Here is a 26431-nt window from a genome sequence, read left to right as displayed (position 1 = left end):
AAACTCCTTGGTCAATTAATTATTGGGCGCTTTGGGTCGTACCACAGTAAGACCCTCAGGAATGCATTCAATCTGTACTGGACCAACGCCACGGAGATCGCCATCGAGCTCGTAGTGCGCGTCGGCACTGCCAAGCTGACCGTCTGCGCTGCGTTGTAATTCTAATTCGGCGCAGTGGTTTTGGCTTGGCAAAAGTAGCTGCCACAACGCGCGTAATTGCCGCCATCGGCTGGCGCGTGGTACCGCCAACCACTGCAACTGCTGCTGCCGCCGTGAACCCTGTGGATTCACCGCAATACCGCCGCCAATAAAGCGGCTCACCGCAGCAATGTGACAGTCATACCAGCGCCCCCTTAAATAAAGAGGCTGACGACGTGACAACGGCCCGAATAAATAACGGCACAACGCTAAACTATAACTCAGCCGACCAAAACTTCGTTTCAGCCAGCGCGGTTGTAAGGCAATAAGGTCGGCACTTAAACCGCTACCAGCGTGATTAACAAAATACTCGTGCCCAGCTTTACCAATACTCACCTGCTCAACCAATAAACCGTCTTGCATCCGCCAACGCCAGTCAGTGATGCCCAAGTCACGGGCAAAATCATTGCCGGTACCACAGGGAATTACACTCAGCCGGAACGGCCGTAGAGCAATCACTTGCGTGACTAAGTTAACGCTACCATCACCACCTACCACCAACATTTCATCGATACCATCAACCGCGCTTCGCAACTGACTTAAGTCCTGCTCACGACTGGCGCTGCTGGCCATCAGCACCACCTGATGATGTGGTAGCTGTTTTAGAAAGTACTGACTGTATGCATGCGCGCGATATTGCGCCCGTCGATGCAAGCTATGGTAGTAAATTAATACCCGGCGCGGCTCACGCATAGCTAACCAGCCAGTGCAAATAGCGCCCTAACTGATTGAATGGCGGTTGTTGATTGTAGCGCAGCTCTAATGCTAACAGCTCGTCAAAACGCTGTTGGTCGCTGCGGTTACGCAAGTAATCATGAAAACAACGCACCCCAGTTTGTAGCCTTGGCTGCAACTCAAGCTGCTGAAGCCAACTGGCTACTTGGCGCGGGTCTAGTGGCTGTTGCGGACTTAGCTTAACCTTTTTCTTGACCTGTAAATCATCATTCACGTAGTCAAAGTTACCGTAAATAATATTCGCCATCAGCTTGGCATCGCGGTTGTAAAACATCAGCGATAACTGCCCTTGTGGGGCCATAAATTGTTTACACAGAGCCAATGCCGCAGCGGGGTCGACCAGCCACTCCAGAACCGCATGACACAGCACCAGGTCAAACTGTTCGCCATCCAAGTGTTCTGGTAACTGTTGTAACGAGGCCACCAGATACCGATAGTGCTGCTGCAAACCGGCTTGTTGATGTGCCTGCGCGGCAGCGCTAATCATCTCAGCGGCAATATCGGAATGGGTGACATGATGGCCCTGAGCGGCGAACGCTTGCGATAACTGCCCAAGCCCGGCGCCGATATCCAGCACCCGCAGTGGCTTGGAATGCTCAATCAGCGGCTGTAAATCACGCTGTAGCACCGCTAAGCGCAATTTGCCTTTGCTGGTGGCGTAAATATTACGGGCAAACTTATCGGTCATGCCACTAAAGCTGCGATCATGGGTTTGCTTGCTCATCATCGCTTAGGCCGGGTTATCAATATCAATAAATTCAACCTGGAGCTCAAACTGCGCGGCGATATGTTCACCCAACGCTTTGATCCCACAACGTTCAGTAGCATGATGACCGGCCGCGTAGAAGGCAATGCCCTGCTCCCGCGCGCTGTGTACGGTTTGTTCAGAGACTTCGCCGCTGATAAAGGCATCGCAGCCTTGTGCTGCCGCCGCATCGATATAACCTTGCCCGCCACCACTACACCAAGCAATTTTGCGAATAGGTTGCGCGCACGGCACCATGCAAGTAAGCGGTCGCTGCAGGGCGCTAGCAATTCGATCGGCTAACTGGTCGCTGGTGATGACATCGGCCAACTCGGTAAAACGCACTAGACCGCGCGGCTCAATGCCGAGCAATGCGTCACTGGAGTTGAAGCCAAACAACTTAGCCAACTGATGGTTATTACCCACCTCAGGGTGAATATCGAGCGGCAGATGGTAAGCGAACAGATTGATATCATGGCTCAGCAAGGTTTTAATACGACGGTGCTTCATGCCAGTAATCACCGCGGGTTCATTTTTCCAGAAATAGCCGTGGTGCACCAAAATAGCATCTGCCTTGCAGGCCACTGCCGCATCAATCAGTGCTTGGCTGGCGGTGACCCCGGTGACGATTCGTTGCAGCTGCTGGCGGCCTTCTATCTGCAAGCCATTGGGACAATAGTCACTGATGCTATCAACGGCTAAATAATCGCGCAGGTAGTGTTCAAGTTGCTGGCGCTGCATACCCTAATCCTAGTTGTTGGGCGCAATTGGGGCGCCGCAAATTAGACATTGTCGGAAAAAACCAGTATAAAAAGTCATCTATCTCGTCGCCACATAGGATAACAACCCATGAGCAAACTCGATAAAGACCAAGTTATTGCCGATTTTACCGCAGCTTACCAACAAGCTCACGGTAAAAAGCCAAGCATTGAAGCAGCTAACGGCTGGTTTAGTGTGGATGGTGGCAAGAATATGCGCTTAGCGCAACTAGCAGAAGCTGCCGCTGAGTTATCGGGTAGCGCCAAAAAGCCTGCTACGGCAGCGGAAAAACCGTCCAGCAAAGCCGCTGTTAAGGCCAAAGCGCCTGCGAAGAAAGCCGCTAAACCGGCCGCGAAAAAGTCTGCCGCAAAAGTAAGTGGCGGTGGCTCAGGGCTGACCGCCAAAGAGCTATGGCGGCAGAAACTGCAGCAAGGCGCCAGCAATGGCCGCCTGCCGCGCGGTTTCTAATTACTTCTTGCCAATATAGATAGTGATCTCACCGACCGGAATGCTGAATTTGCGCATTTCGGTGCGGTTCATCATGTTATTTTCATCAATCAGATAGAGCCAATCATCTAAGGTGATCACAAATGGCTCGCCGTCCAAATCAATTTCTAAGTCGTACACCCAATTTAGCGTGTTTCCGGCTACTTGCCCTTCCGCGCTGCCAATCACATCATCGGCACGGCCAACATAACGCCCTTCTGCGGTTTTAGTGATGTACCAAATACGCTTTGACGTACTGCCGTCGTCATAATAGAAGGTCTCGTCAAGCACGCCTTCATTGCCATTCCAGGTACCGATCATGTCGACCTTGAAGCGTTGGTTCACTTTATTGGTGTAATCTTGCACCATACCGTAGGCTATCAATTCACCGTTAAAGAATTGTTCTAACTTCAGCTCTGGGGTGACGCCGTTGTAATCTTCCAATTTGGCCGAACAGCCAGTTAGTAGTAGCACGGTTGCCAACAGTGCGATTAACTTTTTCATGGTGATACTCCTAATAACTGTTTCCGTTCATCGTCAAAGCGGCTGTTCTCAGCTAACCAAATAGCTAAAAAATGGTCGGTGAAAATAGCTGACTCAATGCGCCCGAGTGAACCTTTGGCGTTATAAAACTCGGCATGACCTTGGCTATCTTCTACCAGCATCAAACAGTCACCTTCGTTGACATCAGGCCACATGGTGCGCAGTTCACTCAGCCATTGTTGATGCTCAGCGGTTAATTCAATGCCCAAGCGCTGCCACTCGTCAGCGGTGGTATCAACCAAATCATCAGCGCTGATGTTACGTAGGTAATTGAGCCGCAGTACGCGTTGGGTAAAGCTGCTGTAATCGCCACTATCGGTCCATAGTTCGGCATCATAAATAGACCAAAATAATACTTTTAGGCGTGTTTCCCCGACCTGCTCAAAGGCTGTTTGATTGGGAATTGCGCATTGTTCGGCAGCCTCTACATCGACCGCCCCGGTAGCCGCTAAAATGCCAGCCAGAAGACTAAGAAGTGGACGTGTTTTCGGCATTTTGCTGACCTCCGTTAACCTGCATTAACTTGGCAAAAATCACCATGTAAAGGGACCACAACAGCGCGTAAATCAGCCATAACTGCCATTCTGGTCGTAATAATTCAGCAGCATCAAGACGAATACCAATGGCATAGGTTAATGGCCCGCTGGCTATGCCTATCAGTGCAGCAACCCAATAACGCCCGGCCACCCAATCAAGGGTATTCATCAACATGGCGACAAAACCGGCCCATAACAGCAACAACCACAATGGCAGCCAGCCACCATTAAAGCTAATCACACCACTACTGATCACCGTTGCCTCAAGGGCTAAACCGAGCAGCAGCAATTGCGCATAAAGACGGAGGTTAAACGGCCGCCCAGCACTGCTTATATAAATTTGTACCACCACCAGTAGCACCGTTAACGGTAACCAACCATCGCGCCCGGCTACCGCGGCAAACCACACTAAATCAAACCAAAATAGGCCGATAATGCGGCGCCAGTTACCACTGAATAAGCGCTGGATTAGCGACATAGCGGTTTACTTGCAACTAACTGCACCGCCGACACCGAACGCTCACGGAAACCACCCTCACAGTAGGCCAGATAAAAGTTCCATAAGCGGCCAAAGCGCTCGTCATAACCATGGCTCATTAACTGCGGATGAACGCGGTTAAAGTTAACCCGCCAATCGTGCAAGGTGCGTGCGTAGTCTAAACCAATATCATCGACTTTACGGATCACCATATCGGTGTAGCGCGTAAACATGTCCGCCATCATGGTCATTGACGGTAAAAACCCACCTGGGAAAATATGTTTTTGAATAAAATCAACAGAATGGGCATAACTAGCCATACGTTGGTCGGCAATCGTAATAGCTTGTAATGCCATTTTCCCGTTAGGCTTGAGGCGGTCGCTGCAGGTTTTAAAGAAGGTTGGCATATACACTTTACCTACCGCCTCAATCATTTCCACCGAGATCAACTTATCGAACTGGCCGGTCAAATCACGATAATCTTGTTTCAACAAGGTGATTTGATCACCCAAATTTTGCTCGGTAATAAGCCGCTCAACATGGCAATACTGTTCTTCAGAAATCGTGGTGGTAGTAACTTTACAGCCATAGTTTTTGGCAGCAAACAGTGCTAAGCCACCCCAGCCCGTACCGATCTCCAATAAATGGTCGCTTGGCTGCAAATCAAGGCTATCACACAAACGTTTGAGCTTATGTTGCTGCGCTTCGGCCAAGCTAGCTTCGGCATGCGGATACACGGCACTGGAATATTGCAACAGCGGATCAAGAAAGCCTTCATACAAATCGTTGCCGAGGTCGTAGTGGGCAGAAATATTTTCCTTGGCTTGACGTTTGCTATTGCTGCGGCGCCAGTGTTGCAGCCGTTGAAAGGGTGAAGTCAGCCAGCTGAAGCGCGCTTCAAAAGCATCAAGTGCAGGTAAATTACGAGCAAACAACTGAATCACCTTGGTTAAATCAGGTGTGGTCCACGCTTGATCAATAAATAACTCGCCGGAAGCAATACTACCGCCGAGTAACAAACGCCGATAGAACTCTGGCTTGAGCACATCAATTTCGGCCTGCAATGGGCCTTCAGCCTGGCCAAATTTACCCACCGTGCTGCCCTGCTCTTTAATCAAGAAACTGCCGTACTGAATACGACTGAGCAAATTAAGCGCTAATTTTCGCGCTAGTTTGTCGATAGCACTCATCTCACTCACATTCATTACCGCCGTGTTACTGTTACTCATAAACTGTCCTTGGTTCCACTATTGTTCTGGTTTTGGTGGTCGTATATTGGCGTCCGCTTGAGCCAAAGTTTTAATGCTTGCCAGTAAATAGCCAACACAGTGGTGACGGTGTTGACTGGGAATCTCAACAATACGCGATTTATACTCTTTGAGTTCAATTCAACTCGCGCAAGTGTCACCGTCGCAGCAAAATGCTTAGTGCCTTTATGTGCCTCTAAATGAATGCTAGCGGGCTGACCACCGCTACTTGCGGCTGGCGGACGAATGCGCCATTGGTACTGCATATCAAGCGGATTAAAAGGCGACACATGAAAGGCTTTATCGTGGGCCAGTGGTTGGCTAAGGTCGAGCAAATAATAATGCCGTTCATTCCATGGGGTGTTACTTACTTCAGCTAACATGTGCGAATACGTGTTGGACCCGCTAGGTTGCAGAAAATAGCAATTGATTGGGCTAAAGTAGAGGCCAAAGGTACGCACATTGCCCAAAAAAAACACCCGCCCGTGGAGCGACTGACCCGCTAATTCCGACATTTTCGAGCACACTGCAGTGGTCAAATCACCATCACTACCACGCAGGTAATCACTGCGGCGAAATTGCAACGGTGCCCAGCGCTTAACTGACCACCAACGGCTCATTGCTGCAACCTGCGGTAACTCGTCGAGTGCTAGCCACCACTGCGCGGTAGCGTAGCGAAAACTATGCTGGGTTGGGGTGAAACGCTTATGGCTCACCTCACCCCGCATAATGGCGCTACTCAACATGCCAACTTACTCCAAGCCGCTTCGCCACATCTACGGCACTACGCACGCCATCCTCATGAAAGCCGTTATACCAATACGCGCCGGCAAAGTGCGTGTGCTGATGTCCACAAATTTGCCCACGTTGCTGCCGCGCCGCCATGGATTCAACACTATAAACCGGGTGCGCATAGCTGTAGCGCCCGAGAATTTGCTGAGGCGCAATGGCGTCGGTATTATTGAGCGTGACACAGAAGGTTGCCGGCGCTTCAATACCTTGCAAAATATTCATGTTATAGCTCACTGAACTTGGCCGTACCTTAGCTTCGGCATCAGTATGCAGTAAATAGTTCCAGCTGGCCCATGCACGTTCATTACGCGGTAACAAACGGGTGTCGGTATGCAACACCACATCATTGAGTTGATACGGAATAGCGGTCAATACCGCGTATTCTTCAGCAGTCGGCTGCGCCAATAGCTGCAGCGCCTCATCGCTATGACAGGCCAACACCACTTCATCAAAATCAACGAAGCGGCCATCGTTAAATTCTAAGGTTATGGCAGCGTCGCGATCCGGTAAGCCACGATGCACGGCTTTAATCTGTGCATTGAGATGAATGCATTCGGCAAATGAGCGCGTCAGCGGCTCAATATAAGCCGCCGAGCCCCCTACAATGGTATGCCATTGTGGCCGGTCCGCCACATTCAGCAAGCCGTGATTATTAAAGAAGCGTAAAAAGAAGCCTAACGGAAACGCCTCTGCCTCAGACAAACTCGCTGACCAAATGGCCGCTACCATCGGCAATAAATACAGTTCTGATACTTCGGCCGGAAGCTTTTGCTCGGCAATAAATTCACCGAGAGTTTTGTTATCAAGGCTATCGCCATGCTCTGCATAGGCAGCTTTGGCGGCTTTGTTAAACTTCAAAATACCGCGAATCAGCCGCCAAAATTTTCGGCTAAATAAATTTTTACGCTGGGCAAATAAGGTATTAAGGTTGTTACCGTTGTATTCAATTCCGGTATCTGGATCACGCACACTGAAGCTCATTTCGGTGTCGCGCCACGATACTCCCAACTCGCGCATCATGGCGCGAAAATACGGATAGGTGCGGTCATTAAATACAATAAAACCAGTATCAATGGCGTAGTTCTTACCCTGTAGCGGTATATTTTTGGTGGCGGTATGCCCACCAATATAGTCATTTTTTTCGAACACCGTTACTTGGTGTTCACGTTGTAATAGCCACGCGCTGGTTAAACCTGCTATCCCTGTTCCGATAACCGCAATTCTCATGAAAACCTCAAATTAAAAACGTTTAGAAATGGCAACTTGCCAGCTTTGCGGCAACCGCGATAAAAATTTAAGTAACCAGCCAAACAGCCGTGGAAAGGTAATATCAGTGCGTTTCTTGGCAATGCCTGTACGAATGGCCTGCGAGGCAAATTCTACCGTCACCGCCATTGGCATGGCGAAATCATTCACCGCCGTCATCGGCGTTTTAACAAACCCCGGTGATACCGTCTGCACCACCACACCACGCTTACTCAGGTCTACTTGCAAGCTGCGGGCAATGTATTGCAGCGCCGCTTTCGATGAACCGTAAGCTTCGGCTCGGGTAAATGGTAGCAAGCGCGCGGTACTTCCCACTAATACCAGCTGGTTACCGGCTTTTAAATTCGGCAACACGGCTTCAATACAGCGCAACATACCAAAGATATTCACCTCATAAACCCGCTCAAACATGGCACTACTAAAGCTGTCGATATCAACGTACTCGCACACACCCGCCGAAAGAATCACTAAATCGAGCTGCTGATAGCCACGCAAGCGAGCAATGGTGGTGGCGGCATCGGTGACATCCAGTTGTTGTGCGGTGATCTGTTGCGGATAGGCATCAACCAGCTGCTGTAAGGCACTTTGGTTGCGCCCGCAGGCAATCACCTTGTGGCCAGCGGCGGCATAATCACGGGCTAATTGCTCGCCAATTCCTGATGTAGCTCCAGTTATTAATATGTTCATGCGCTGTTCAACCGTTGTTTGACCTTACTAATGACATAACGTAATACCGGCACGTGTTCATACACCATGGCACCGGCATCGTAAAAGTCGCGTTGGTAAATCACTCGCTCATCGGCTATTTGGCAATGGCTCACACCTGGTACCACAATTTCCTGGCCTTTAGCCAAGTTCGGGTGGCGAAAACGCATTTGCCAGGTCAGGAACAATTGCTCCTGGCTGGTACTGCTGTGACTGAATTCAAAATGGCAGTAGTCCACGCCATGTAGAATGTTGCGGAAGTAATCTTGCAAGGCCGCTAATCCGGATACCTGATGAATAGGGTCTACAAATTGCACATCAGCATGGTAAATATCACCGAGGGCATCAATACTGGCGTGATCAAAACTCAAATAAAAGCTCTTGATGTGCTGCATTAGGGTGTCGCTGAGCAACTGCATAAGGCCTCCTTCAGGTAGCGCACTGGTTATAATTGTTTGAAGGCAGCCAAGAAGCGCTCGCGCGCGCTACTGTGGTCGACCATAGGTTGAGGATAGTCATCACGACCGCTTGCCTTGAGCCATGCTGCGGGCGCATGAATATGCTTGGTCGGACAATCCTTTAATTCCTTAATCCAAGTACGGATATAGCTGCCGTCAGGATCAACTTTGGCGCTTTGTGTGGTTGGATTAAAGACCCGAAAATAAGGCACCGCATCGGTACCGGTTGAAGCACTCCATTGCCAACCACCATTATTAGCTGGAAAACTCCCATCAATGAGCTGTTGCATAAAAAATCGCTCACCCCAACGCCAATCAATCTGTAAGTCTTTGACTAAAAAGTTCGCTACGATCATGCGCACCCGATTATGCATCCAACCTTCTGCCGCCAACTGCCGCATGCCAGCATCAACAATTGGATAACCGGTACGGCCCTCACACCAGCGGGCAAATTGCTGGGTATCGGTATTCCACGGGAAAGCATCGGTGTGTTGCAAAAACGCTTTGCCATAGCTCAAGCGCGGAATGTGCCGCATCAGGTGCTGATAGAATTCACGCCAAGCTAATTCGGTCAACCATACATCGGCACCACGCTCAAGACCATGCGGAAACTCTGGGCTAAGTGATTGTAGGTGGCGCGCAGCAGCTTGTGGGCCGAGCAAACCAAGCTCCCAATACGGCGACAACCGTGAGGTGGTATCTAACGCTGGGAAATCGCGTTCATCAGCATAATTCATCACCTGTTCGTCAACATAACGTTGCAACCGTTGTTGTGCTGCCTGCTCACCAACCGGCCAAGCACTGCTGTCGCGCCGCGCAGCGGGACACTCAGGTAGTGGCTGCAACTGATCACTAACGTCATGCTGGGGCAGTTGCATGGCAGCAGCTACGCCTGCAGTCGCCAAATGAGCTCGCCAAGCGCGATTAAAGGGGGTGAATTTTTGGTAATAATTGCCGGTTTGGGTTTTAATCACCGGCGGTACCAGTAATTCACCATGAAAACCGTGGCATTGTATGTGATGGTCGGCTAGCCATACCGCTACCGCCCTATCGCGACGCTGTTCATGAACAGGGTACTCATGATTGAAATAAAGCTCAGTGAGGCCATGACGTTGGCAAAATTCCAAACAGGCTTTGCCGGCCTGTTGCCAATCATCAATCACCACCACTTCAAGAGCGATTTGATGAGCAGCGGCATCGGCTTGAAACTGCTCTAAGTGGCGCCATAAGAAATCGACCTTGATAGCCGCCCAATCATGCTGTTGCCACTGCTTTGGCGCTGCTATATAAAGCGCCGGAATAACTTTGCCCACAGCATTGTTGGCATAGGCGGCAGCTACCGCTGGGTTGTCTTGTAGACGTAAATCATTACGAAACCATATTCCGCTGGTCATAGCCAAAGAATCCTTTACATTAAGTTATGGTCAGTACGCTTTTTACAATCATCTAGTTCAGTCTATAAAGTGGCGAAAAAATGCGCTACGACCCAGTGATCTGAAAGTTACCGTACTGCGTTAACAGCAGAGTGATGCAGATTTACCCATAAAGCTAGTGAATCTGCGATTGTCCAGCAAGTAATTTAACGCGCCATGCAAGAGGTTGTACGAATGACCACAGAACCGCTCAAGGTTCCACTATTTCCATTATCTGGGCATGTGTTGCCCGGTGGACAGATGCGCTTGCGGATCTTTGAACCACGCTATTTACGCATGGTGAAAGAAGCCTGTGCGCAATCCCCTGCGGGCTATATCGGCATGTGTATGTTTAATGATGCCGGTGATGTTGCCGAAAATACTCACATTCACCGCATTGGTACTTTAGCGACTGTAGTCGATTTCGAAACTATGCCCGATGGTTTGTTAGGGATCACTGTGGCCGGCGAGCAACTATTCGCAGTGGAAGCTATAGAAACTGCGAGTGATGGTTTGCGCGTTGGGTCGGTTATCCCGTTCAATGCATGGCCCGAACATCATCTTAGCGCTGATTACCATGAACTTGCTGAGCAGCTTGCCGCGGTATATAGCCGCTATCCAGAACTAGGTGGGCAACCTACAGCGCAACAGTTAGGCTGTGCCAATTGGGTAGCGCAACGTTGGCTCGAAATTTTGCCGGTGAGCGCTGCGGTAAAGCAGACCTTATTAAACGAGAGCAGTTGCGAGCCAGCTTTACACTATTTGCATGAACTTGTTCGTGCAAATTGTGATGAATAAAACTATTGTTGATCCAAGTGAATGGGTGACGCGTACGTACTATTACTTGAGGAACATTTCAGCAGGTAACGACTATGCGGTCAGTCTCTGACTCGATAATAAAACGGACAAGTATGCCCCCTGTGCAGGCCGATAATCCGGAGCACGCAGCTGAACTACTGGCTCGTATAGCCTCTGAACAATCACGCGCGGCTTTTGCTGAACTATTTCGGCATTTTGCTCCGCGCCTTCAAGCGTATGCCACACGCCAGTTCGGTAACGAACAAACTGCTATGGATTTGGTTCAAGAAACCATGGCCAACGTGTGGCACAAGGCGCATTTATTTAAGCCAGATCGCGGCTCAGCTGCGACCTGGATTTTTACCATCGCACGAAATATTCGCTTTGATTTCTTGCGCAAGAACAAGCACCGTCAGCATGATTTAAGCGCTGATGACTTGTGGCCAGTATTGGCCGAAGAAAATGAGAGTCTTGACGATGATTACGCCCTCGATAACGATCTATTGATGCAGCAATTAGCGGTCTACACTGAATCGTTACCAAAGGCGCAACGTATTGTTATTGAACTAATTTATGTTGAAGGAAAGTCGCAGCAGGAAGTCGCAGACGCCTTAGAAATCCCACTAGGCACCGTGAAGTCGCGTACTCGACTTGCGCTGCAGAAATTAAAAGAGTTGATTCAACACCATGATTAAATTTCATCCTTCAGAACAGCACCTCGTGCAGTATGCAATGGGCGAACTTAGCCCAGCGATGTTGATGATGGTTGGCAGTCATGTGGACATGTGTCCAACCTGCCAGATGCATCTTCGCGACGTTGAAGAGCAACTGTGTCAAAAAGCCTTCGGCCAGCGCCAAGTTCCGCTTGCCCAGCTTGATGAAGAAGCCATGTTGAACGCTATTTTTCAAAGTAGCGTCAAGCCAAGTGCTGCCAGCAGCGCCCCGCTCGAAACGTTGAGCCTTGAAGGCAAACGCTTCAAGCTACCGGCTACCTTGGCACGCAATGGCGACCGTATTGGTCCATGGTCAAAAATGCTGGGTAAAATGTGGCGTGCACCGATTGAGATTGGTAGCGGTGAAACTTTGAACTTTATCTATATGGACCAGGGCGCACAAGTACCAGAGCACACCCATCGTGGCTTTGAAGCAACGCTGGTGGTCAACGGTGTGTTTAATGATGAAAGTGATGAGTATCGGGACGGTGACTTTGTCTTGCTAGATGGTCATCATAAGCATACGCCGCAAACCCAGCATGAAGACTGCCTAACTTTGGCAACCATTGATGCACCTATGCATTTTACCTCAGGCTTAAGCCGACTGCTCAACCCGTTTAGCAGTTTGTTCTTGAAATAACAACGAAGCCTCTATTGAGGCTTCGCGTTACATACTCGCTGCTTTAACTTCTGGCCGGGGCGGAATGTCACGACCCGGCGCGCCGAGATTGGAATATCTTCACCGGTTTTTGGATTACGACCAGGACGTTCGTTTTTGGTACGCAGTTCGAAGTTACCAAAACCAGACAGTTTGACCTCTTCACCGGCTTCTAAAGCCATGCGAATCTGCTCAAAAAAGTGCTCGACAATACTTTTGGCCACGGTTTTATTCATGCCAAACTTCTCAAACAAATGTTCTGCCATTTCTGCTTTGGTCAGTGCCATTTCTTACTCCCGTAGGGTCGCCCCAAATTCTGTAGCCAGCATCTCAACAACAGCTGCAATGGCTGCGTTGATTTCCTGTTCTTCAAGAGTCCGGTCGCTGCGCTGTAACGTCAGTGACAACGCTAAACTGCGTTGCCCCTCAGCCACGCCAGGGCCCTGATAAACATCAAACAAGTTTAGGTCAACTAGATGATTTACGCCAACATTTTCGATAGCGGCGATAATTTCACCAGCAGCAATCTGCTGTTTCACCACAATAGCAAGGTCGCGGCGAATCATTGGATACTTAGAAATAGCCTGTGCACGGGGTACTGAACGCTTCGCGATGGCATTAAATTCTAATTCAAACACGAAGGTGCGGCCATTTAAACCGAGTCTCTTTTCAAACTGCGGATGAATAGCACCCACATAGCCAACCCGTTTATCGGCGCGGAATATTGCTGCCGACTGGCCCGGATGTAAGGCTGGATGTTGATCCGCCACAAAGCGATACAAGTGGCCCTCACCGGTGGCCGCCAACAAGGCCTCGACGTCACCTTTGATATCGTAGAAATCAACTGCCCGCTCGCCTTCTTGCCAATGTTCAGCAAAAGCTTTACCCGCGCGCACACCGGCTAACATGGGCTGCTGACGTACGCCATTTTCAGCGTTGTGATCAGGTATGAAGCGCAAACCAGTCTCACAAAATGACAGGCTTTGCTGTTGGCGCTTTTGGTTATAGGCCACCGCACTCAATAAGCCCGGCCACAAACTAACCCGCATTGACGACATTTCTAGCGAGATTGGGAATGGCAAGGTTAATGCCGCGGTGTCATCAAATAGCAAGGCCTGATGTTTTGGGTCGACAAAGCTATACGTGATAGCTTCTTGATAGCCACGGTCAATCAGTACACGTTTGAAAAAGCTTGCTGATAACTGTGCTTCATGGCGCGGGATCATCCGTAATTGCGCAGCCGGCGCTGCGGCCTCTATGCGGTGGTAGCCATAAATGCGTGCCACTTCTTCAATGAGATCTTCTTCAATGGCAATGTCAAAGCGGAAGGTCGGTACCGTGACCTGCCAACCACTGCCCGTGTTTTCTACGTTGAAGCCCAAGCGTTGGAAGATATCCTCCACCACTTGAGCGCTCACTTGAATACCTAACACTTTAGCCAAGCGCGCGGCTCGTAAAGTGACCACCTTAGGTTGCGGTAAGTACTCAGGCGCTACTGCTTCAACGATAGGCCCAGCTTGGCCACCACAAATTTCAAGAATCAACGCACTGGCACGTTCCATGGCTAAGCGTTGCAATTCAGGATCGACACCGCGCTCATATCGATGCGAAGCATCGGTATGCAGGCCAAAACGCCGCGCGCGGCCAGTAATTGCCGCTGGCGCAAAGAATGCGCTCTCTAAAAAGATAGTGCGGGTAGCAGCAGTCACACCACTGCCCTCACCGCCAAAAATACCGGCCATAGCCAGTGCTTGGTGCTCATCAGCAATGACTAACACATCGCCTTGCAAAGTCACTTGTTCACCGTCAAGCAGGGTCAGTTTTTCGCTTGGTGTCGCCATGCGCACCTGTATTGCGCCATGCAACTGATCATGGTCAAAGGCATGCATGGGGTGACCCAGCTCCAGTAACACGTAGTTGGTGACATCAACCACCGGGTCAATGCTACGAATACCGCTACGACGCAGGCGTTCGGTCAGCCACATTGGGCTGCGTGCTTGGCAATCCACGTTTTCAATCACCCGACCTAAATAGCGCGGACAAGCCGCCGGCGCCAGTAACTGAATGGCGCGCTCGCTACTGCTGGTAACCGCCACCGGCTCGATGCTTGGCTCGGTGACCGCTAAACCGTTCAACACCCCGACTTCACGGGCAATACCACGAACCCCTAAACAGTCGGCACGATTTGGCGTAAGGTCAACATCCATGGTGCAATCGTCTAATTGCAAATAGGCGCGATAATCCATACCTACTGGCGCATCGGAGGGTAATTCAATGATACCGTCATGGTCATCGTTGAGCCCCAGCTCAGCGTTTGAACACAGCATACCGTTGGACTCTTGACCACGCAGCTTGGCTTTTTTGATTTTGAAGTCACCCGGCAACACCGCACCAAGGGTCGCTACCGCGACTTTTAAGCCGGCGCGACAATTCGGTGCGCCGCAAACAATAATGGCCGGTTCATCAGTACCAATAGCAACTTTGGTGACTTGCAGTTTATCGGCTTCAGGATGGCGCCAACACTCGAGTACTTCACCCACCACCACGTTGTTAAAGGCCTCAGCAACCGGCTCCATGCTATCCACTTCAAGCCCTGCCATGCTTAACTGTTCCGACAACTCAAGCGATGACAACGCCGGATTAACCCATGTTCTTAACCACTGTTCACTAAATTTCATTTTGCTATCCGGCGCTTAGTTAAATTGTTTCAAGAAGCGAACGTCGTTTTCAAAAAACGCACGTAAATCATTGACGCCATAACGCAGCATGGTGAGCCGCTCAACGCCCATTCCAAAGGCAAATCCGGTGTATTTTTCGCTATCAATACCTACTGCGGCCAGCACCTTAGGATGCACCATGCCGCAGCCGAGTACTTCAAGCCATTGCCCGCCCTTACGCCGTACGTCTACTTCAGCAGATGGCTCAGTAAAGGGGAAATACGAGGGCCGGAAGCGAACTTCAAGCTCTTCTTCAAAATAGTTACGCAGAAAATCAACCAAAATGCCCTTCAATTGAGTGAAGCTCACATCGGTATCCACCATCAAACCCTCGACTTGGTGGAACATCGGTGTATGGGTTTGGTCGTAATCGTTACGGTACACCCGCCCTGGGGAGATAATTCGCAGCGGCGGTTGCTCAGTTTCCATGGTACGAATTTGTACCCCCGAGGTCTGCGTACGCAGCATGGTGGTAGGGGTAAAATAAAAGGTGTCGTGATCGGCGCGCGCTGGGTGATTGCTGGGTATATTCAGCGCGTCAAAGTTGTGAAAATCATCTTCCACTTCTGGACCTTCTACCACGCGAAAACCGAGATCACCAAAAAACGCCTCAATACGCTGAATGGTTTTACTGACTGGATGTAAACCGCCAACTTGGGCGCGGCGACCAGGCAAGCTCACATCAATTTGTTCGGCGGCTAATTTACTGGCCAATTCAGCAGCTTTGAGCTCATCATTGCGGGCATTGATGCTGTCCTGCACCTGTTGCTTAGCTTCGTTGATCAGCTGACCGGCTGCTGGGCGCTCTTCGGCGCTCAGTTTTCCTAAGCTTTTCAATTGCTCAGTAAGCAAACCCTTTTTACCCAAATAGTCCACGCGAACTTGGTCTAGCTCGCTTGGGTTGCTCGCGCTGGCAACAGCTGCTTGCGCCGCTGCAACAATGTCAGTTAACTGCATGACCTTCCTCAATGATAGCCGATTGCGTTGAATGCGATATGATAGCGAAAAGCCATAAAAAAAGGGAGCATATCTGCTCCCTTTTTCCAATTTGACCTGCTTACAGAGTGCCTTTGGCTTTCTCTACCAACGCGGCAAAACCTTTTTGGTCATGCACAGCGATGTCGGCTAGGATTTTACGATCGATTTCCACTGATGCTTTTTTCAAACCATCAATGAAGCGGCTGTATGACAGACCGTTTTGACGCGCTGCAGCGTTGATACGCACAATCCATAATTGACGGAATTGACGTTTCTTCGCACGACGGTCACGGTATGCATATTGACCCGCTTTGATTACGGCTTGCTTGGCAACGCGATAAACGCGGCTCCGAGCACCATAATAACCTTTCGCTAACTTCAGGACTTTCTTGTGACGCGCGCGCGCTGTCACACCACGTTTTACTCGTGCCATTTGCTCTCTCCTTCCTTATGCGTACGGTAACATACGGGCGACTAATGGAACGTCAGACACGTGCACCATGGCTTTAGGGCCTAAATGACGCTTACGCTTTGAGCTCTTTTTAGTCAGGATGTGACGCAAATGTGATTGCTTACACTTGAAGCCGCCTGAAGCAGTTTTCTTAAAACGCTTTGCAGCGCCTTTATTCGATTTAATTTTCGGCATGAAAATTACTCCGCATTGGTATTTAACAGTGTAACAGGGTGAGTTTGCTTACCTTGCGGTTCGCGCCCTACTTGTGGACCACAGTTACTTCTTTGCAGGGGCCAGCACCATCATCATCTGGCGACCCTCAGCCCGTCTTGGGAACGATTCACAAATCGAGATTGGCTCTAAATCGGTTTTGATGCGATTCAATAGTTCCAAACCCAATTCCTGATGCGCCATTTCACGGCCACGGAAACGAACGGTGACTTTAGCTTTGTCACCTCCCTCCAGAAAACGAGTCAGGTTGCGCAGTTTTACCTGATAATCGCCTTCGTCAGTGCCAGGACGGAATTTAACTTCCTTGACCTGGATCTGTTTCTGGTTTTTCTTTTGCTCTTTTAAGTTCTTCGATTTCTCGTAGAGGAACTTACCATAATCCATCAAACGACAAACCGGAGGCTCAGCATTGGGACTAATTTCGACCAGGTCAACCCCGGCCTCTTCGGCTAATTGCAAAGCTTGCGCAATAGGAACTACGCCAATCTGCTCTGCTTCTACACCGATCAATCGAACTTCTTTGAGACGAATCTCTTCGTTGATTCGATTACTTTTATCGCCAGCTTTACGAGTTGGTTTTCCGCCTTTAATGGTTTATTCCTCCAAACAATGATCAAATCTTGCGAGTCTGTACTTCATCTTTAAGTAGCGCAATCACTTGCTCTACTGACATAACGCCGAGGTCTTCACCACGCCGTGTACGGACCGCAACCGCGCCGTTGTCGACTTCTTTATCGCCAACAACAAGCAAATATGGAACACGCTTAAGTGTGTGCTCGCGGATTTTAAAGCCTATCTTCTCATTTCTCAAGTCAGCAGAGGCTCTAAAACCTAATTTATTCAACTCTTTTACCGTATTTCGCACATAATCGGCCTGATTATCGGTAATATTCATCACCATCACCTGCGTTGGCGCTAACCAAAGCGGGAAATAACCAGCGTATTCTTCAATCAGAATACCCATGAAACGTTCCAGCGAGCCTAAAATAGCGCGGTGAATCATAACCGGCACATGGCGCTCGTTATCTTCACCCACATAAGTGGCACCCAAACGCCCTGGTAAGGCAAAATCGAGTTGTATTGTACCACACTGCCAGGCCCGACCGAGACAATCATGTAAAGTAAACTCGATTTTCGGTCCGTAGAAGGCACCTTCGCCTGGCAAATACTCAAATTCAATGCCGTTGCTCTTCAGTGCTTCGGCCAGCGCCGCTTCAGCGCGATCCCAGGTGGCGTCATCACCAAGGCGCTTTTCAGGGCGAGTCGACAGCTTCACCACAATCTGTTCGAAACCAAAGGTACGGTAGGTTTCATAGACCATCTTGATACAACCGGCCACTTCATCTTGTACTTGCGCCTCGGTACAGAAAATGTGCGCGTCGTCTTGGGTAAAACCACGCACTCGCATTAATCCGTGCAGTGCACCAGATGGCTCGTTACGGTGACAACAACCAAATTCCGCCATGCGTAATGGCAGATCACGGTACGACTTCAAGCCTTGGTTAAAGATCTGCACGTGACCCGGGCAGTTCATTGGTTTAATGGCGTATTCGCGCTTTTCTGATTCGGTGGTGAACATCAAGTCGGAGAATTTTTCCCAGTGCCCTGAGCGTTCCCACAATACGCGGTCCATCATCAATGGGCCTTTCACTTCCTGATACTTATACTCGCGCAGTTTTTCGCGAATGTAGCGTTCCAGCTCAAGAAATACCGTCCAGCCATTGTGGTGCCAGAACACCATGCCAGGCGCTTCTTCTTGCCAATGGAATAAATCTTGGGTCTTACCAATTTTACGATGGTCGCGTTTTTCAGCTTCTTCGAGGCGCTGCAAATAGGCATTCAGCTGCTTTTTATCAGCCCATGCGGTGCCGTAAATACGCTGTAGCATTTTGTTTTTGCTATCGCCACGCCAATAGGCACCCGATACTTTCATAATCTTAAAGTGCTGGCAGAAGCGCATATTCGGTACATGCGGGCCACGACACATATCAATGTATTCTTCGTGGTGATACAAGCCTGGTTTGTCGTCCTGAGCAATGTCTTCATCTAGAATGGTGACTTTGTACGATTCACCGCGTTTGACGAAGGTTTCGCGTGCCTCGCTCCAGCTCACCTTATGGCGCACCACAGAATACTCAGTTTTCGCTAATTCCAGCATGCGTTGCTCGAGCTTTTGCAAGTCTTCGGCAGTTAACACATGCTCCAGGTCGATGTCGTAGTAAAAACCGTTATCGATGACCGGACCAATAGCCATTTTCGCCTGCGGGAACAATTGCTTGATAGCGTGCCCCAATAAATGCGCGCAGGAGTGGCGGATGATATGCACACCGTCATCGTCTTTCGGCGTGATAATTTGCACGTTGGCATCGTCGGTAATCAATTCGCAGGCATCGACTAGCTGACCGTTAATACGACCAGCAACGGTGGCTTTCGCTAAACCAGGGCCGATATCTTGAGCGACATCGAGCAGCGATAATGGGTTTGGGTACTGGCGTTGACTACCATCGGGGAGTGTTACTACAGGCATGACGTATTCCTTTTTACAGTGGTGGCACCTACCAAGTGTCACTTGTTTTTTATGAAGCCGCCACTATAGCCCAGCAAGGCGATTGCTGCAACGCAAAATGCCGATTACACTAGCGCCCATGGACACCCTGATCGGCCCACTGGCCGCCCTCTCCGCGGCGTTGTTCTGGGCACTTTCCACCTTGTTATATAACCAAGCCGGAAGTTTCCTTAGCGCCGCCCAACTTAACCTCGTTAAAGGCGTGGTGGCTTGCCCGTTGCTGTTTGTCAGTGGCTGGTTGGCGGGCAGTTTGAGCGCCTTTGATGGTAGCCAAGCGGCATGGATCCTATTGGCCTCGGGAGTTATTGGTATCGCCTTGGGTGACACCTTGTACTTTGCCGCGCTGCGGCGGTTGGGGCCTTGGCACACCATGCTATTGGAATATTTGGCACCACCGCTGGCAGCGTTTATTGCTTGGTGGGCGCTACATGAAACAATGTCGGTGTGGCAAATCATTGGCGTGGTGGTGACTATCAGCGGTATTTTGCTGGTGCTCAGCGAAAAACGCCGCGCCGCCGATGCCCACACCACCTTAAACCTCAGTGGTATTGGTGCTGCAATTGGCGCTGCATTGTGCCAAGCCGTTGGTTTGGTGATGTCGTTCCATGCCCTCAATCAGTTTGAGATTAACCCGCTCAATGCTGCATTATTACGCATTTTTGCCGGTACTGTGGCGCTGTTTATCGCCCTACTACTGCTCAAACCAACCATTATTCGTAGTACCCGTAGTGCCCTGCGTCACACCAGTATTCCGTGGTTGCTGGCAGCGGTGGTGATGGGTGCTTTTCTCGGTATTTGGTTACAGCAAATTGCGATTTCAAGTGTCAGCCCAGGCATCGCACAAACCTTGTTATCGACTGCGCCATTATGGCTGATTCCGGTGCAATGGCTGCGAAAACAGGCGCTATCGTGGCAATCGATTAGCGGTGCGCTGGTGGCCTTAGCTGGCATTGTGCTGTTGGTGAATTGACCGACCGACAGGAAAATTTTGCAAAATACGCCATACTCAAGGTACCTGTTGATGACGGAGTACACGTTATGGACCATGCCAAATTACACGATGCCAGTGTGCGTTGTCCGCATTGCGGTCATCGTATTCATCTGGCCATTGATTCGTCTGCTGGGGCGCAAGATTACCTCGATGAATGCCGCGCCTGTGGCGCCGACATTCACCTAGTGATGACGGTAGATGAGGTGTTTGATCGGATTGTGGTGCGCGTGCGCAGCGACGACGAGAACTTCTATTGACGCGCGGCCAGCACCCGCTCCACGGTGTCTACTATGGTGATGGTTTGCTGATCGCATTCTAAATTGACCTGTTCGGCCTCGGCCAAATTGGTCAGTCGCAAAGTTTCCGGAATCAGATGTAACGAGAAGCGGTTGCCCACCACCTGCCCGACCGTCAAACTAGCGCCATTCACGCTAATAAAGCCCTTGCTTAGAATGTAGCGCGAAAAAGCTAGCGGAAACTCCACCCACAAGGTCCAGTTATCCACGGTGTTGCTGCGTTCAACAATCGTGCCGGTGCAATGCACATGGCCCGACACATGATGGCCACCAATCTCATCACCAACTTTTAGCGAGCGCTCAAAGTTCACATGGTCGCCCACTTTTAAAGCACCCAAGTTGGTTAAGCGTAAGGTTTCATCGATGACATCGAACTGTACCTGATTTGTGCTAAATTGAACCGCTGTTAAACAACAGCCGTTTATAGCAATGCTGGCACCAATAGTCAGCGCGGTAAGAAACTCAGGCTCGACCTGCACGGTCAACTGGCGAAAGTTGTGGCGTTCACTTATGTGGGCAATCAGCGCCTGGGTTTGCACAATTCCGGTAAACATCGATGATAGACTCAACTCAAGGTGATAAGTAGCAGTGATTGTACTGAGTTTAGACCGCAAAGGCTATGCCGTTCACAGCACACTGGTGCTGGTTATCAGTGTGCTGGTGCTGAGCGCCTGTAGCCGCGATACAAGCCTTATGGCTGATTGGCAGGATTACCAGCAACGGCTTGCCACGCCTCAGCAACTCCAGCCGCGCGACTTTGTACTGGAGCCTGCACCATCGCTGCCGGCACTGCGTGATTTGCGGCTCGATGTGACTGAACTGAACCTGTCGCTACTAGACAGCTTTCGCCTTGATTCGTGCCGTGTAGCGGCGTTGATTGCCGAGCGCAATAGCAGCTTAGGGCGCTTGCAACAGGGCGTGCTGCGTTATTACCATGATGTTCAGATCAGTAGCGCCCTGAATGAGTGTGTGGCCGACCTCGACGCGAGCGAACTGCGCCAACGGTTAACCAACGTTGCGGCACAAAAGCAAGCCAGTTTGCCATTGTTACGCGCACAAGCCATGCTGCAGGATAGTGCACTGCGAAACACCCTAAGCAGCGGTAAAATAGCCCTGAACCAACCCGATCCAGCACAATTCGCGCCGTTGCTGCAAGCACTCGAAACGCTGATACAAACACTCAATAGCAGCCACGCCAGCGAGCTGCCCGCTTTAGCCGAGCTACAAGCAGCCCTCGAAACCCTCGATAACAGCAGCTATAGCGGCCAGTTATGGCGTGGTTTTTATGAACAGCAACAACTACTTGCGCAATTGAGCCCGTTGCTCCAAGGTATTGACCAGCGTGCTGGCTGCCGCAGCGCAGGGGTTCCCGAACGCGCGCAGATACTGCGCAATGTTGCCATCAGCATCTTCGGCGGCCAATTGCAGCCGCGCTTAGCCACCTACTTACAACAGGGGCAGGCAATTAAGCCCTATTTAGAGCGACTCAAAGCTATCGATGCTCATCCGCTGATGAATGACTATCTCAGTCACCTTATCGCGCAACCCGAGCAACTGCGCGAGGCCGTGCGTGCGCATGCCAAACAATGGCAAGTGCTGTTTGATGCTTGTGGTTTTTCGCCGCAGCAACAAGCTAGTGATTGACGTTGAAATATGCAGTAAAGCTGATTACACTTGTTGCGAATTATTCTCATTTAGGAGTTAATATGAAAGCGTTCAGTACCCTGCTGTTAGCCAGTGTCATGCTTGGCTCAGTCTCTTTTGCTGCGGTTGCCAGCGACGACAAACGCCCTGATCACTTCAAAGGCCAAGCGTCCGAAACGCTTGAGCAAGCGTTGGTTAATTTAACCGATTACAATGCCAAATTAGCCGCTATTTTAGCGAAAGCAGAACTGACACCAGCTGACATGGCAGAAATCCATCAATTGACCTACACCCTAGAAGTTGCCCTACAGAAATTGGATGACGAAGTGGATACCCTTAAAGATGTCTTGGAAGAAGTGCATAAAGGTTCTGAGATGATGCAGTTTGAGCGCGTGCGTGACAACGGTCAGCGCTATTTAACCACCAGCCAAAAATTCCTTAAACCATGAATTTTTCTAGCACCGATCAATATATTGTCTCGCCGCAACTGCAATTAGCGGTCAATGCCGCCGTGGTGTTGCAAAAACCCCTTCTCCTTAAAGGTGAACCCGGCACCGGTAAAACTCGCTTAGCCGAAGAGTTAGCAGCCAGCTTGCAAGCACCATTGCTTCGCTGGCAGATTAAATCCACCAGCAAAGCACAGCAGGGCTTGTATGAATACGATGCGGTATCGCGCCTGCGCGACAGCCAGCTCGGCAGCGACAAGGTGCACGATATCAGCAACTACATTAAGCCCGGCAAACTATGGCAAGCCTTCACCCAAGACCAACGCCCGGTATTGCTGATTGACGAAATTGATAAAGCCGACATTGAGTTCCCCAATGACCTATTGCATGAGCTCGATCAGATGGAATTTCATGTCTACGAAACGGGTGAGCAAATAAAGGCGCAGCAGCGCCCTATCGTGATCATCACTTCGAATAATGAAAAAGAGTTGCCCGACGCGTTTTTGCGGCGCTGCTTTTTTCATTACATTCAATTTCCAGATGCCGATACGCTAGCGCAAATTGTGCAGGTACACTTTCCGAACATTAAGCAGCGGCTACTCGATAAAGCGCTGACGGCTTTTTTCAACCTGCGTGATGTGGCCAATTTAAAGAAGAAGCCATCAACTTCGGAGCTACTCGATTGGCTGAAATTGCTGCTGGTCGAGAATATTGCCCCGCATCAGCTCGAAGGCTCTGCCGCTAGCCTGCCCTTGTTGGGGGCGCTGTTGAAAAATGAGCAAGATACGCAACTGGTCGAAAAGTTAGCCTTTCTATCGCGGCGGCGTGACTAGACCATGTTGGTTGAGTTTTTCTTTTGCCTGCGAAAGCATGGGTTAAAAACCTCGATTACCGAACTGCTAGACCTACTGACCGCTCTTGAACACGACATGGCAGCCTGCGATGTTGAGCAGTTCTATCACCTAGCTAAGCTGACCTTAGTTAAAGATGAAAGCCAGTACGACCGCTTTGATCGGGCTTTTGCCGAATACTTTAGCGGCGTTGAGCAGGTTGATTTAGCGCAAAAAATTCCTGCGGATTGGCTACAGCGCAGCATCCAGCGCCATTTGAGCGATGAAGAAAAAGCGCAACTGCAAGGTCATGGTGGCTTGAAAGAGCTACTCGAGGCCTTCACTGAGCGTCTGGCTGAGCAACAGAAACGCCACGCCGGAGGCAACAAATGGATTGGTACCGGCGGCAGCTCAGCGTTTGGTGCCTATGGCTTTCATCCTGAAGGTATTCGCATCGGCCAGACAGGTAGCAATCAGCGCCGAGCAGTAAAAGTATGGGACCAACGCGAGTACCGTGACTTAGATAGCGAGCAGTTGATTAACCACCGTACCATCCAAATGGCACTGCGGAGCTTGCGCCGTTTTGCCCGCAGTGGTGCTGAACTGGAACTCGACTTAGCACAGACCATAACAGCCACCTCGGCCAAAGCCGGGTTGCTCGACTTGCAATGGCAGCGCGAACGGCATAATGCCATTAAAGTGCTTATACTGTTTGATGTCGGCGGCTCTATGGATGATTACATCTACGAATGCCAGCAGCTCTTTGCTGCCGCTCGTAACGAGTTCAAACATCTCGAATTTTATTACTTTCATAATTGTTTATATGAACAGGTATGGCGGCACAATAGTCGCCGCTTCAGTGAAAAAATTCCGCTGACTGAAGTGATTAACCGCTACAGTAAAGACTATAAATTGATTTTTGTCGGCGATGCCACCATGGGACCCTATGAAATAACTCATCCGGGCGGCAGTGTCGAACATTGGAATGAAGAGCCAGGAATAGCTACTATGCAGCGTGTGTTGAATCATTTTTCTAAGTCAGTGTGGTTAAATCCGCAACCATTCGAGCGCTGGCATTGGCACCATTCTATCGGCTTAGTACAAGAAATTATGGGCGGGCGCATGTATCCGCTGAGTATTGACGGCTTAAACCGCGCCATAAGGAGTATGTTGTGATTGATTTTATTGAACGGGTGGGTAAACGCATTCCTGATCCGGTGATCATCTTTATTTATTTTCTGATTGGCGCGCTGCTATTAACCGCCCTGATTGGCGGCCTGAGCTTCACCACCCAGGGCGCGCAAGGCGAAACCGAATACGTGATCCGCAATATGCTGGCGACCGAGAACGTGGTGTGGCTATTTGACAATGCCCTACTGGCTAATTGGCTCGGTTTTGGTGGCGGTGTACTAGGCGTCATTCTGATTGTGATGTTAGGCGTTGGTATCGCCGAGCACTCGGGCTTATTTACCGCATTGCTGAAAAAAATCGGCCGCAGCCTGCCGCTTAATTGGTTACCCTTGTTGCTGGTGTTTGTCGGGATCATGAGCTCCATTGCCACCGATGCCGGTTATCTTATATTGATTCCACTAGCGGGCTTATTATATGCCGGCCTCGGCAAAAACCCATTAATCGGTATGGCAGCCGCCTTCGCTGGGGTCTCAGCGGGCTTTAGTGCCAATTTGATACCAGCTACACCGATCGACGTGATTATTGGCGTGAACGCGCAAGTATTTGCCGAAAGCCAAGGTATACCGTTCACCAACCAAGCTGGCGAAGCACTCACCCCTGCTACCATGCATTACTATTTTATTTTAGTCTCGACCTTTGTGTTGGGTGGCGTGGGTGCGTGGGTCACACTAAAGTTCGTACAACCACGCTTAGAAAACAAACCCTTTACCCTGCCCGAGCAATTACAACTCAACGACTTTACTGTCACCGACGCTGAACGCAAAGGCTTACGCTGGGCCGGAATCGGTTTGTTGTTAGCCTTAGCTGCCATTTACGGCCTCGCGGTGGGGCCGTTGGCGCCGTATGAAAGTGAGGGGCGCACCGTAGTCCCCTACTTGAATAACGTGATTTTACTCATCACCCTAGTATTTGCCACGGTGGGGGTATTCTTCGGCGTTGCCAGTGGTCGCTTTACCTCACTGCAAAGTGTGGTCAAAGCCATGGTCAAGCAAATGGATACCATGGGCTATATCTTGGTGCTTACCTTCTTCTGTTATAACTTTTTAGGCGTTTTAAGTTATAGCGGGCTTGGCGCCTACATCACTTATTTGGGCGCCAATTTATTGATTAACTTGGGCCTGCAGAGCTTTCCAATCCTGCTCCTAATCGGCTTTATTTTGGTCACTGCGGTTATCAATCTATTTGTTGGCGGGTTAACCTCCAAATGGATGCTACTTGGGCCCATTTTTATTCCCATGCTGTACATCGTCAACCCACAGATGACCCCAGACTTGGTGTCTGCTGCATTCCGTGTGGCCGATTCCGCCACCAACATCATCACCCCGATGATGAGCTATGCCGGGATCATTTTAGCCTTTATGCGCAAGTACAATAGTGAGCTCACTTTTGGTGAAATGATTGCCATGATGGTGCCTTATTCCATCGCCTTCTTGTTAGTGTGGACAGCGCTATTGGTTGGTTTCTTCAGTTTCGGTATACCGCTGGGGTTCTAAATCGTTGCTCAAGCAGTCAATTAATGAGCAATCGCGCTGCAAGCACCAAAAAGTGCTTGCAGCAA

General features: G+C 50.1%; 31 protein-coding genes. 11 read left to right on the top strand and 20 right to left on the bottom strand.

Annotated features, from left to right (window positions below; all coding sequences use genetic code 11):
* Positions 1 to 15: 15 nt before the first annotated feature.
* Genes EFO84_RS10215 through EFO84_RS10205 form a run of 3 tightly spaced genes read right to left on the bottom strand, consistent with a single transcriptional unit; the run spans position 16 to position 2419 of the window.
* Positions 16 to 891, bottom strand: coding sequence for a diacylglycerol/lipid kinase family protein (locus EFO84_RS10215; RefSeq protein WP_127347959.1), 876 nt, complete (start codon positions 889 to 891; stop codon positions 16 to 18).
* Positions 884 to 1660 (bottom strand): methyltransferase domain-containing protein, encoded by a 777-nt coding sequence (locus EFO84_RS10210; protein ID WP_348534539.1) that lies wholly within the window; start codon positions 1658 to 1660, stop codon positions 884 to 886. The genes EFO84_RS10215 and EFO84_RS10210 overlap by 8 nt, the downstream gene beginning before the upstream one ends.
* Before the next feature lie 3 nt (positions 1661 to 1663).
* Positions 1664 to 2419 (bottom strand): Nif3-like dinuclear metal center hexameric protein, encoded by a 756-nt coding sequence (locus EFO84_RS10205; protein ID WP_127347958.1) that lies wholly within the window; start codon positions 2417 to 2419, stop codon positions 1664 to 1666.
* 108 nt (positions 2420 to 2527) lie between these two features.
* Between EFO84_RS10205 and EFO84_RS10200 the strand changes: the two genes are divergently transcribed.
* Positions 2528 to 2905 carry a hypothetical protein gene (locus EFO84_RS10200; protein WP_127347957.1) on the top strand — a complete coding sequence of 126 codons (378 nt, stop codon included), beginning with the start codon at positions 2528 to 2530 and terminating at the stop codon, positions 2903 to 2905.
* On the opposite strand, the gene EFO84_RS10195 is transcribed toward EFO84_RS10200, so the two are convergent.
* The 9 genes from EFO84_RS10195 to phrB are packed head-to-tail and all read right to left on the bottom strand — an operon-like array spanning position 2906 to position 10342.
* The gene (locus tag EFO84_RS10195; RefSeq protein ID WP_127347956.1) at positions 2906 to 3427 is read right to left on the bottom strand and encodes a DUF3833 domain-containing protein; all 522 of its coding nucleotides are present in this window, start codon (positions 3425 to 3427) and stop codon (positions 2906 to 2908) included.
* Positions 3424 to 3960: a chalcone isomerase family protein gene (locus EFO84_RS10190; RefSeq protein WP_127347955.1), complete on the bottom strand. Its 537-nt coding sequence runs from the start codon at positions 3958 to 3960 to the stop codon at positions 3424 to 3426. Before EFO84_RS10190 ends, EFO84_RS10195 begins: the two co-directional genes overlap by 4 nt.
* Positions 3935 to 4480, bottom strand: a complete 546-nt coding sequence (locus EFO84_RS10185) for a DUF2878 family protein (protein WP_127347954.1) — start codon at positions 4478 to 4480, stop codon at positions 3935 to 3937. Before EFO84_RS10185 ends, EFO84_RS10190 begins: the two co-directional genes overlap by 26 nt.
* Positions 4471 to 5709, bottom strand: coding sequence for an SAM-dependent methyltransferase (locus EFO84_RS10180; RefSeq protein ID WP_127347953.1), 1239 nt, complete (start codon positions 5707 to 5709; stop codon positions 4471 to 4473). Before EFO84_RS10180 ends, EFO84_RS10185 begins: the two co-directional genes overlap by 10 nt.
* Positions 5706 to 6473: a DUF1365 domain-containing protein gene (locus tag EFO84_RS10175; protein WP_348534538.1), complete on the bottom strand. Its 768-nt coding sequence runs from the start codon at positions 6471 to 6473 to the stop codon at positions 5706 to 5708. The genes EFO84_RS10180 and EFO84_RS10175 overlap by 4 nt, the downstream gene beginning before the upstream one ends.
* Positions 6463 to 7746: an NAD(P)/FAD-dependent oxidoreductase gene (locus EFO84_RS10170; RefSeq protein WP_127347952.1), complete on the bottom strand. Its 1284-nt coding sequence runs from the start codon at positions 7744 to 7746 to the stop codon at positions 6463 to 6465. Before EFO84_RS10170 ends, EFO84_RS10175 begins: the two co-directional genes overlap by 11 nt.
* A 12-nt stretch (positions 7747 to 7758) precedes the next feature.
* Entirely contained in the window at positions 7759 to 8472 is a 714-nt protein-coding gene (locus tag EFO84_RS10165) for an SDR family NAD(P)-dependent oxidoreductase (protein ID WP_127347951.1), read from the bottom strand.
* Positions 8469 to 8909, bottom strand: coding sequence for a nuclear transport factor 2 family protein (locus EFO84_RS10160; protein WP_240642692.1), 441 nt, complete (start codon positions 8907 to 8909; stop codon positions 8469 to 8471). Before EFO84_RS10160 ends, EFO84_RS10165 begins: the two co-directional genes overlap by 4 nt.
* 26 nt (positions 8910 to 8935) lie before the next feature.
* Positions 8936 to 10342 carry a deoxyribodipyrimidine photo-lyase gene (phrB, locus tag EFO84_RS10155; protein ID WP_127347950.1) on the bottom strand — a complete coding sequence of 469 codons (1407 nt, stop codon included), beginning with the start codon at positions 10340 to 10342 and terminating at the stop codon, positions 8936 to 8938.
* A 213-nt stretch (positions 10343 to 10555) separates the two neighbouring features.
* Here phrB and EFO84_RS10150 point away from each other — a divergent pair, with 213 nt between their 5' ends.
* The 3 genes from EFO84_RS10150 (at position 10556) to EFO84_RS10140 (ending at position 12511) form a co-directional block, all read left to right on the top strand.
* Positions 10556 to 11158 (top strand): LON peptidase substrate-binding domain-containing protein, encoded by a 603-nt coding sequence (locus EFO84_RS10150; RefSeq protein WP_164742430.1) that lies wholly within the window; start codon positions 10556 to 10558, stop codon positions 11156 to 11158.
* Between the two features lie 74 nt (positions 11159 to 11232).
* On the top strand, positions 11233 to 11853 hold the full coding sequence (locus EFO84_RS10145; RefSeq protein WP_127347948.1) for a sigma-70 family RNA polymerase sigma factor: 621 nt from the start codon (positions 11233 to 11235) through the stop codon (positions 11851 to 11853).
* The gene (locus EFO84_RS10140; RefSeq protein ID WP_127347947.1) at positions 11846 to 12511 is read left to right on the top strand and encodes a ChrR family anti-sigma-E factor; all 666 of its coding nucleotides are present in this window, start codon (positions 11846 to 11848) and stop codon (positions 12509 to 12511) included. The genes EFO84_RS10145 and EFO84_RS10140 overlap by 8 nt, the downstream gene beginning before the upstream one ends.
* Before the next feature lie 11 nt (positions 12512 to 12522).
* Here the strand turns inward: EFO84_RS10140 and EFO84_RS10135 are convergent, their stop codons facing one another.
* The 7 genes from EFO84_RS10135 to thrS form a co-directional block, all read right to left on the bottom strand.
* Positions 12523 to 12816: an integration host factor subunit alpha gene (locus EFO84_RS10135; protein ID WP_127347946.1), complete on the bottom strand. Its 294-nt coding sequence runs from the start codon at positions 12814 to 12816 to the stop codon at positions 12523 to 12525.
* Between the two features lie 3 nt (positions 12817 to 12819).
* A complete protein-coding gene (gene pheT, locus EFO84_RS10130; protein ID WP_127347945.1) occupies positions 12820 to 15207 on the bottom strand; it encodes a phenylalanine--tRNA ligase subunit beta in 2388 nt (795 codons plus the stop codon).
* A gap of 15 nt (positions 15208 to 15222) precedes the next feature.
* Complete coding sequence (gene pheS, locus EFO84_RS10125) at positions 15223 to 16203, bottom strand: phenylalanine--tRNA ligase subunit alpha (protein ID WP_127347944.1); 981 nt, start codon at positions 16201 to 16203, stop codon at positions 15223 to 15225.
* Between the two features lie 100 nt (positions 16204 to 16303).
* On the bottom strand, positions 16304 to 16657 hold the full coding sequence (rplT, locus tag EFO84_RS10120) for a 50S ribosomal protein L20 (RefSeq protein WP_127347943.1): 354 nt from the start codon (positions 16655 to 16657) through the stop codon (positions 16304 to 16306).
* Between the two features lie 15 nt (positions 16658 to 16672).
* Positions 16673 to 16870: a 50S ribosomal protein L35 gene (gene rpmI, locus EFO84_RS10115; RefSeq protein WP_127347942.1), complete on the bottom strand. Its 198-nt coding sequence runs from the start codon at positions 16868 to 16870 to the stop codon at positions 16673 to 16675.
* An 84-nt stretch (positions 16871 to 16954) separates the two neighbouring features.
* Positions 16955 to 17500: a translation initiation factor IF-3 gene (gene infC, locus EFO84_RS10110; RefSeq protein ID WP_127347941.1), complete on the bottom strand. Its 546-nt coding sequence runs from the start codon at positions 17498 to 17500 to the stop codon at positions 16955 to 16957.
* Positions 17501 to 17522: 22 nt separating this feature from the next.
* Entirely contained in the window at positions 17523 to 19436 is a 1914-nt protein-coding gene (gene thrS, locus EFO84_RS10105; protein ID WP_127347940.1) for a threonine--tRNA ligase, read from the bottom strand.
* A gap of 97 nt (positions 19437 to 19533) precedes the next feature.
* Between thrS and EFO84_RS10100 the strand changes: the two genes are divergently transcribed.
* Entirely contained in the window at positions 19534 to 20445 is a 912-nt protein-coding gene (locus tag EFO84_RS10100) for a DMT family transporter (protein WP_240642689.1), read from the top strand.
* 68 nt (positions 20446 to 20513) lie between these two features.
* Positions 20514 to 20723 (top strand): CPXCG motif-containing cysteine-rich protein, encoded by a 210-nt coding sequence (locus EFO84_RS10095; protein ID WP_127347939.1) that lies wholly within the window; start codon positions 20514 to 20516, stop codon positions 20721 to 20723.
* On the opposite strand, the gene EFO84_RS10090 is transcribed toward EFO84_RS10095, so the two are convergent.
* The gene (locus EFO84_RS10090) at positions 20717 to 21316 is read right to left on the bottom strand and encodes a riboflavin synthase subunit alpha (RefSeq protein WP_127347938.1); all 600 of its coding nucleotides are present in this window, start codon (positions 21314 to 21316) and stop codon (positions 20717 to 20719) included. The genes EFO84_RS10095 and EFO84_RS10090 overlap by 7 nt on opposite strands.
* Before the next feature lie 34 nt (positions 21317 to 21350).
* Between EFO84_RS10090 and EFO84_RS10085 the strand changes: the two genes are divergently transcribed.
* The 5 genes from EFO84_RS10085 (at position 21351) to EFO84_RS10065 (ending at position 26366) form a co-directional block, all read left to right on the top strand.
* Positions 21351 to 22406 carry a DUF3080 family protein gene (locus EFO84_RS10085; RefSeq protein ID WP_127347937.1) on the top strand — a complete coding sequence of 352 codons (1056 nt, stop codon included), beginning with the start codon at positions 21351 to 21353 and terminating at the stop codon, positions 22404 to 22406.
* Between the two features lie 62 nt (positions 22407 to 22468).
* Positions 22469 to 22855: a DUF6746 family protein gene (locus EFO84_RS10080; protein ID WP_127347936.1), complete on the top strand. Its 387-nt coding sequence runs from the start codon at positions 22469 to 22471 to the stop codon at positions 22853 to 22855.
* Positions 22852 to 23685: an AAA family ATPase gene (locus EFO84_RS10075; protein WP_127347935.1), complete on the top strand. Its 834-nt coding sequence runs from the start codon at positions 22852 to 22854 to the stop codon at positions 23683 to 23685. The genes EFO84_RS10080 and EFO84_RS10075 overlap by 4 nt, the downstream gene beginning before the upstream one ends.
* A gap of 3 nt (positions 23686 to 23688) precedes the next feature.
* Positions 23689 to 24858 (top strand): vWA domain-containing protein, encoded by a 1170-nt coding sequence (locus EFO84_RS10070; protein WP_127347934.1) that lies wholly within the window; start codon positions 23689 to 23691, stop codon positions 24856 to 24858.
* Positions 24855 to 26366: an AbgT family transporter gene (locus EFO84_RS10065; RefSeq protein WP_127347933.1), complete on the top strand. Its 1512-nt coding sequence runs from the start codon at positions 24855 to 24857 to the stop codon at positions 26364 to 26366. Before EFO84_RS10070 ends, EFO84_RS10065 begins: the two co-directional genes overlap by 4 nt.
* Positions 26367 to 26431 lie beyond the last annotated feature (65 nt).

Origin of the sequence: Pseudidiomarina mangrovi, from assembly GCF_003999375.1 — a bacterium.
Classification (GTDB): Bacteria; Pseudomonadota; Gammaproteobacteria; order Enterobacterales; family Alteromonadaceae; genus Pseudidiomarina; species Pseudidiomarina mangrovi.
Note: the sequence above shows the minus strand (reverse complement) of the source record. Positions and strands in the feature narration are given on the sequence as shown.